At 48.2% G+C, this 7,293-nt stretch carries 7 protein-coding genes and 1 pseudogene; 3 read left to right on the plus strand and 5 right to left on the minus strand.

Annotated elements, in window-relative coordinates; genetic code table 11:
• The first annotated feature begins 245 nt into the window (after nt 1-245).
• From ACWJI7_RS13870 to ACWJI7_RS13880, 3 genes and pseudogenes are all read left to right on the plus strand, one after another.
• Nucleotides 246-1,177: pseudogene (locus ACWJI7_RS13870) on the plus strand (IS1595 family transposase).
• Nucleotides 1,167-2,021 carry a hypothetical protein gene (locus ACWJI7_RS13875; RefSeq protein WP_479938778.1) on the plus strand — a complete coding sequence of 285 codons (855 nt, stop codon included), beginning with the start codon at nt 1,167-1,169 and terminating at the stop codon, nt 2,019-2,021. Before ACWJI7_RS13870 ends, ACWJI7_RS13875 begins: the two are co-directional and overlap by 11 nt.
• 143 nt (nt 2,022-2,164) lie before the next feature.
• Nucleotides 2,165-2,854, plus strand: coding sequence for a PIN domain-containing protein (locus ACWJI7_RS13880; RefSeq protein WP_479938780.1), 690 nt, complete (start codon nt 2,165-2,167; stop codon nt 2,852-2,854).
• Between the two features lie 449 nt (nt 2,855-3,303).
• On the opposite strand, the gene ACWJI7_RS13885 is transcribed toward ACWJI7_RS13880, so the two are convergent.
• From ACWJI7_RS13885 to ACWJI7_RS13905, 5 genes are all read right to left on the minus strand, one after another.
• Nucleotides 3,304-3,846: a GNAT family N-acetyltransferase gene (locus tag ACWJI7_RS13885; RefSeq protein ID WP_479938781.1), complete on the minus strand. Its 543-nt coding sequence runs from the start codon at nt 3,844-3,846 to the stop codon at nt 3,304-3,306.
• A 101-nt stretch (nt 3,847-3,947) separates the two neighbouring features.
• A complete protein-coding gene (locus ACWJI7_RS13890) occupies nt 3,948-4,808 on the minus strand; it encodes a hypothetical protein (RefSeq protein ID WP_479938783.1) in 861 nt (286 codons plus the stop codon).
• A gap of 307 nt (nt 4,809-5,115) precedes the next feature.
• On the minus strand, nt 5,116-5,727 hold the full coding sequence (locus ACWJI7_RS13895; RefSeq protein WP_479938757.1) for a DUF6338 family protein: 612 nt from the start codon (nt 5,725-5,727) through the stop codon (nt 5,116-5,118).
• Nucleotides 5,728-5,879: 152 nt separating this feature from the next.
• Nucleotides 5,880-6,386 carry a hypothetical protein gene (locus ACWJI7_RS13900; protein ID WP_479938785.1) on the minus strand — a complete coding sequence of 169 codons (507 nt, stop codon included), beginning with the start codon at nt 6,384-6,386 and terminating at the stop codon, nt 5,880-5,882.
• 327 nt (nt 6,387-6,713) lie between these two features.
• Nucleotides 6,714-7,265 (minus strand): hypothetical protein, encoded by a 552-nt coding sequence (locus ACWJI7_RS13905; RefSeq protein WP_479938786.1) that lies wholly within the window; start codon nt 7,263-7,265, stop codon nt 6,714-6,716.
• Nucleotides 7,266-7,293 lie beyond the last annotated feature (28 nt).

A 7,293-nucleotide genomic window follows, 5' to 3' on the forward strand; every position in this document is an offset into this window, starting at 1 on the left:
CAGGGTTAACGATGACAGGGGCCCAGGATGTCCAATAAAAGGCACCCACCTCACAATCATCAGTGAGGCATAGACAACGCGTTTGTTCTCGCTGATGGAAGGTATCGGTCCAAGTGGCACTATCGTCATCAAATGTGAAAGAACCGGTTTGTGTTTGGCTGTTATAAATCCACGTGTAAGCTAAGGGCATTATGCACTTGACAAACACGCTCTAAATCCCTAGGTTAGAGGTCAAGGATAAAACAATGTCCATTCTTTCCACCCCTATTTCCACGACGAAGCGGCGGCCTTCGCAGAGCTTGAGCGCGTTTTATGGCCAGACGGCCCTGTCTGCCCCCGCTGCAATGGCAAGGAACGAATTACGTCCGTCAAGGGTGGGCGAAAGGGCCTATGGCGCTGTGGGCCCTGCAAGCGTCAATTCACGGTGAAGGTGGGAACGCTGTTTGAAAGCAGCCATGTTCCGCTGAACTTTTGGCTTCAAGCAATCTATTTGATGTGCTGCAGCAAGAAGGGGATCAGCAGCCATCAACTTATGCGAGTGCTCGGAGTCCAGTACAAAACAGCTTGGTTCATGACCCACCGTATTCGGGAAGCAATGAAAGGGGGTGCCCTGCCTCCCATTGGCGGGGAGGGGGCTGTCGTTGAGATAGACGAAACGTTTATTGGCCGCAAGCCAGGGCACAAGCCAAAACGTGGATACTCACACAAGAATGCGGTTCTGACCCTTGTTCAGCGCGGTGGGTCCGCTCGCTCCTTCCACGTTGAGGGGACCAAGGTGGCGGATCTGTTACCTGTCCTCCAAGCGAACGTCCATCCCGGCACTGAGGTCATGACCGACGAAGCCGGGCAGTACAAGGGCCTGGGCAAACACTTTGCCAGCCATGGTTACGTCAGTCACAGTCAGTTCGAGTGGGGCCGTGGCAATGTCAACACCAATACGGTTGAGGGCTTCTACAGTGTGTTCAAACGGTGCATGAAAGGCGTCTACCAGCACTGCTCCGAGAAGCACCTTCACCGATATGTCGCAGAGTTTGACTTTCGTTACAACACTCGCGCACGCCTTGGCGTCTGTGATAAAGAAAGGGCGTCCATCCTCCTGGCGGGTATCGCCGGGAAGCGACTTACATACCGTGGCTCACGAAAGGGAACTCTAGATCTTGATCAAAATGGAAAGTAAATCTATTAGGCTTACTATCTATCCATCAGATCATTCCGCGGGTTCCCATGAAGTTGCTGACGCAATGCGTCAGGTGCTTGATCTGTTTCGACTACTAGACAAATCAAGCGCAAAACCTGATGACCACGGAGCGCAGGTTTTGTGGAGGCTTACGTCTGCAACAACTAATTCACCCCTGACAGTAGAGGCCCAGCCGTTCTCCGTTGAGTCTGGCCAGCAACCTGAAGTAAAAGGCTTTATGGCAGCCAAAGCGGTTTCCCACGGCATTGAGGAGATTATTCAAGCCAGGACAAGGTTTGAATGGATTGATCATGAATCGGAGGCGATCATTCGCCAAATACTCAGCCGAAATCTAAATGGAATTGGCCGCACAGTTTTTCAAGTTGCGAATGGTGAGGTTGATCTTCGCATTGACCAACGATCGGCCAGAATGGGGCTAACCTATTTAGACAAGCTCTCCCAAGAGGAGAAGGCTAGCAAGGCTGATTGGACTCACAAAGAGTATGGATCAGTAGAGGGAAATCTTCTTTCTACCACAACTTATCATGGAAATCCAGCAATTTTACTTCAGTTGCGCTTGACCGGGAAAGAGGTTAAGTGTGTTTTCACGCATGTAGAAGATGAAGTTAGTTCAAGAATATGGAAAGACGTTTGGGCCGGTCGACGCGTGATCGTTCCAGGTATGTGTTTCTATAATGCTAATGGTGAGATTAGGCTCGTTCATGCTGACGACCTAAAACCTGTTGAGTCCAAAGATGTATCTCTTGAAGAGATACACGATGCTAGCTTCAGTAATGGCCTAACGCCTTCTGCTCATGTTGCTGCATTTTGGGGGAATGCCTAATGGCAGCACCTAAGCGGGTTTTCTGGGACTCGTGTTGCTGGATTGGCCTAATCAATCAAGATCCAGGCCGGTGGGAGCCGCTTGAATACATTTACAATTCATCCAAAGACGGACTGTATCAAATATGGACTTCTACGCTTTCCTTGGTTGAAGTAAATCGGCTTGGAAGCGAACAAGCAACACCAAAGCCGTTAACCAAGTATGGCTTAGATATTATTGAAAAGGTTTTCAATCAAGATTTTGTCATTATCAATCAAGTTGATCAGATTGTTGCGTCAGAAGCCAGGAGATTGCTTAGGGAGCTTCCAGGACTATCCAAGCGGACAGACTCAATTCACCTCGCAACGGCACTGCTTAGATCTGTTGACGAGATGCACACATATGACGAATGCGATTTACTGCACCTTGATCGTAAACTTGAATCTAGAAATGGACAGAGACTTGTGATTTGTCGGCCTACCTTGCCAGTCGGGTATGTAAAGCCAGGAATGCAGCTCGATTTGCTGAGCATTGCGTCTGACGCCGAACACTTGGGAGATGACGAAAACCCTAAACTAAATGTCGTTAGCGAAGAGAAAGTGGCTCCCAATGAACTTGATGCGCCAAGTGCCAGCGAACAAGCGCCTACAGTGAATGGTCATCAGGAGACAACCACCAAAAATAGTTCTGACATCTCGCAATCCAGTAGTTCTTTGCCAGTCTCGTCTAATTCAGTGGGAGAAGTAGTAAAAGCCGGGCCAACAGATTCTGATGTGACCGCCACAGCAAAGGCATCCTACGAGGCTCCAATTCAAATCAGAAAGGATGATGATAATGAGCAAATCAGACAGTGATCAATCTTCAAGATTCTCGGAAGCGGCCAAGCTCTTGGATGCTGAAACCTCAGAAAAACGATTTCGTACTATTCTCTCGGCCATAGCTCGACCAAAGTCTGCCGACCCAAAACCAGAAAGAGAAGAGTCCGAGCAGACATAATTAGGCCAATTAGTATTGTGTATTCTGTCATGTTACCTAAGCTCCCTTGACGGTGTTTGCCAAGTACATAATGCCCTAAGCTAAAACTCCTGAGTTGATTGATAGAGTGCAGTCACTTACATTGGCTTCATTGCCGGCGGGATCAAGCCACAACTCAGCCTGACCATCCCATTCACTCCCCTTGAACTCATTGCTCCAGGACTGAAACATCATTTCTTTGGTGATTGCTTCAATGTATTGTTGTACCTAACAGTAGATCACACCCGCCGCCGCAGGCGACTGTGTGGAGCAATTTGTTAGACCGGATTCATTTTGGTAGTACATATCTCCGCCCCGAAAGTATTTCATGTTCTTGATCCCCGGTCACCGCTTTTCGTTGAATGGGACCAGCATCGATGAACCCAAGTCGTTCAGCAACGCGAACCGAGGGCATGTTCTCTGGAATGACGTAGGCGATAAGCATCGCTTCCGTAGTCTCTTTGAGGTAGTCGAGCAGCGCCCTGGCCGCTTCGGTTGCATAACCCTTGCCCTGATGCTCTGCAACGATAGTATAGTAAATCTCGATGTCTTTAACGTCTGGGTTCGCCCCACACGAGCCTAAGTATTGATCCGTTTCCGGATCGGCAATCGTCAACGAGAAGATCGGGGCATCAGTTGTATACGATTCAATCACGTACTCCAGCATTTTTCGTGCCCCCGCCTGCGCCTTCTGTTCGGGCGTGAATGCCATGTAGCGTGTTGCTACTGGGTCGCTCAAGAAGGCTGTCAAGGCTTCAAGGTCCTTTATTTCATGTCTTCGAAGAGTTAGGCGGTCAGTTGTGATTCTGTTTGGGACTTTCATGCGTGGCATCTCCGGCTAACGCTGCCCCTGAGTGGCAGGCAAGGAGCTTGAGGGCGTAACAGACGCTTGGGGTGGCCTGACCACTCAAGGGGTATGTTAGATGGGCAGTCTTAGCGATTGTCACTTGGCGGTTGTATTGAGGATGTTGCTTGAGCTGACTTTGAACCATATGCCATCTTTATTGCTCTGCCAAGAAAGATTATTGTGCTAATCAATGCCGTAACAACTAGGCTCCAAAATGACATCCAATTGATGTTTCGGTCAATAAAGCTTGTCGATCCAGCATAGACGGCAAAGCCTGTCAACCAATCACCCCAAGGGGGCAGGAATAGAATGATCAGGATTAAAACACCACAAAGTATTGAGAATAGGGATCCCCTGCCTGGGTAAATCACTGTCCTGCTTGGCTCTAAAAACCTCATAATCAATGGGGCCAAGAATGGTCGAATGATTAACCCTCCGCCTAGTGAGCCCGCGAGGAGTCCGATTGCGGATCGAAACCCGTAGCCACTAATCGACATCCTGAAAGCATCAAACGCGTCTTTGAGGTAGGAGTAGATTGCATTAACCTGCGCGGTATCGGCTCCTTCAACGATTAGTTGCCGATAAAGATCAGACAAAGCTATCTCTACTCGGGAGATTGATGAGTCGCTTTGAGTAAACACAAATCTAAATGCTCTTCCAGGATTGGGCGCAGACTTTACAGAATGAAGTGATTCCCAGTCCAACAAAGAAATACTCTCTTCACCGGCTTCAATGGTAGATTTTGCACTAGACCTATCATCATCCTTGGATGTCTTATTTGCAGAAGCAACTTGGCTCTTGACATTGGCTAGAATGCGATCCAGATCATTGTATGTCAGGATAATTGGCGGGAGATTCGTCTGCTTAAGATACTCAGGACTGGCTATAGTAGGGGCGCAGATCGCAATAGATATGCAGATTATGGCAACGAGAATGTGGCGGAGCATCCAAGGCATGCTTTTTCTAATCATAGTGCTCCATCTAACGCTCGCCATCACCTGACCGCAATGGGTTACGCTAAAGCTATCTACATGGGCACAGTAAATCTCAGGTGGCGGTTCAGGTGTATGGCGATGTTATACAGATGTCTCACAGGGAATGCATCAGGGTTCTCTTGGCGGAGGATTTGGTTCGCCTTTCTTCTTGCTTTCTGTAGGCTGATACCCTCGCTCAAGAGGACGAGAACCTTCGCGCTTTGGCTTATCTGAGCCACTTGGCCCAGGTTGATAACCCTCGTCTAGTCTAACTTTCTTGCTAGGGTCGCTCATTGTCTTGTGGATAGGTAACGTGGAAGAATTCGATCGAAGCCAAATCATGACACATAATCAGAGTGCCTGCGGTATTATTCTTTTTTCTTTCGAATCCGCCTTTTTCATTAATGATCCAAGCCTCTTCAAGGTAAAGTCTTTCAGTCGTCCCTGATGTAGACGAAAATGAAAGGCTATCGTATTTTCCTCCCAGCTTTGTCCCATCCTTTAGTGTCACAACTATCCAGTATGGTTTGAGACTCCCAAAAATGTAATCCCAAGGATTTCCTGGGTGTGGCAGGATCCGTTGAATAGCAGGCTGAAGCCTGAGCCACTTGTAAGTAAATGACCAGAGAATCGGGGCAAGCAGCAGCACGAAGACGTAGAATGCTGAGTAAGCAGCTGGATTCGAGACTCGAAGACCACTACTCTCAACTGCTGATATCGGCCAAAGAAGAAGCGCGTAGTTGAAGCAACTAATTGCAATTGCGTCTACTATCAGCTTACTGGAATCTTTTGGTGGCCCCGGAAATAATAGCTCATATACTTTTAGTCCAATAAATCCTGGAATAACAAATGCGATAAACAGTAGCAGTTTGTTTTGCTCCCAGATGTCCATTAGACACAGAGCGTTCGAATCTCTAGCATTCTAGCCTTCGACTCGGCCTGGCGCCATTCTGTATAACGCTTGCCATCACCTGGCCGCAGAAAGATCCAAGTACAATCAGAAGCAATAGGGAGGCGGCTCAGGTGGATGGCATTGTTTTCCGTTTAGCCTGTTGCAGAGGCTAGAAGCTTTCGGACACGCGCAGCCTCCTGTCGGGTTGCCTCAGCCCCTTTCCTGTGTGCATAGTGCAGCATCGGTACTACTAAGGCGCCTGGAACTAGCTTCTTGAAATCTGATTCAAAAGCATGCGCCTTATTGCCACTCAAGATCACCACATCTGGCCCAATCGCACGTGCAAGTCTGGATGTATACTTGTCAAAGCAATGTCGCAGCATCTTGTTGGGATACTGATTCTCGCGAGTTGCGCACAATGCAATATTGATGAAGCTGACTTCATCAAGCTTTAGGCCTAGGCTGGTAGTATAAAAACCTAAAAAGTGGCCATGCTCCCTTCCCCAGCTACGCATATGGCCTTCTTGAAAAGAGAGCACATTGTCCAGTGTCGCACCGCCACTCTTGTAGTCATTGAGAATCTTCAGTGCTTGCTTATTGCCGTGAAGTTGACCTTCGTCCCCTTGACCAGGATTCAGCAAGACAAACAATATCTTCAATCTTGCCTGATCATATCCCTTGCCAACCCATCGCGGCTGAGGCAGATTTATCGTAGGATAATGCAGTTGAGGACTGCAGCCACAAGAAAAGCAATCTGAGCAACTCATGGCTGGTCTGTAGATTGCGTCAGCTCGTTCCCTCGCTGATAACATAATTCCTCTCAGGTTAGAAATTGGTAAATGATACAGGCCACTGGCTTATTCTGTAGTTGTATCTGCAATTGCGCATAACGCCTAGAATTAACTCGCCGCATGGAGATTAATCCTTGCCAGGGAATGTGAGGGTTACAGCACAAGTGAGTTGCAATGTTAGTCATCATAGCCACACTATAGGTCAGCAAGTCTCTTCATAAGATTCCGATACTGATTAACAAATCCATCGACTGTCTCTTCAAGGTTGTAGAAGCCGGCCGAATCAACCCCATGCAGTTCGTCAAGATGGAGAGATCGGCGTATACGCTTCACTTCTTGAACGGGGACCGTGAAGTTAGCACGTGGATAGCCAGTCTTTACGCTCCATTGGAGTCGCCTTATCTTCACGAAGTTATTGTCGGGAGAATCAAACTCGCATCCAAGCTCTTCAAGAATCTCGCGAAGCTCCTTATAGTCGGTTGCGTTATCGCCTAATATCTTCGGCCTGATATGGCCTCGCAACCATTTTGCAACGGCTTTGACCTCGCTCTCTGAGTTCCTTTGGGCATTCGGGCTGATCGGGATCTCATGCGCTGCGACTTGGCGAGCCAAATCGTATAGATCGTCTTCAGTTGCATTGACTAGTAGGGTTTTATTCTTATCCAAGAACACAAGCAATGAAACTAAGGCTGTTCGCTTGTTTCCATTTTCAAATGCATGGTGAGGTGGGTGCCTTTTATTGGACATCCTGGGCCCCTGTCATCGTTAACCCTGG

It is taken from the genome of Cryptocyanus atlanticus LEGE 06306, assembly GCF_056633155.1.

Bases quoted from the DNA above. Each gene is read 5' to 3' on its own strand.
- ACWJI7_RS13875 (WP_479938778.1), top strand. From the start codon at position 1,167: ATGGAAAGTAAATCTATTAGGCTTACTATCTATCCATCAGATCATTCC.
- ACWJI7_RS13885 (WP_479938781.1), bottom strand. From the start codon at position 3,846: ATGCCACGCATGAAAGTCCCAAACAGAATCACAACTGACCGCCTAACT.
- ACWJI7_RS13890 (WP_479938783.1), bottom strand. From the start codon at position 4,808: ATGCTCCGCCACATTCTCGTTGCCATAATCTGCATATCTATTGCGATC.
- ACWJI7_RS13895 (WP_479938757.1), bottom strand. From the start codon at position 5,727: ATGGACATCTGGGAGCAAAACAAACTGCTACTGTTTATCGCATTTGTT.
- ACWJI7_RS13905 (WP_479938786.1), bottom strand. From the start codon at position 7,265: ATGTCCAATAAAAGGCACCCACCTCACCATGCATTTGAAAATGGAAAC.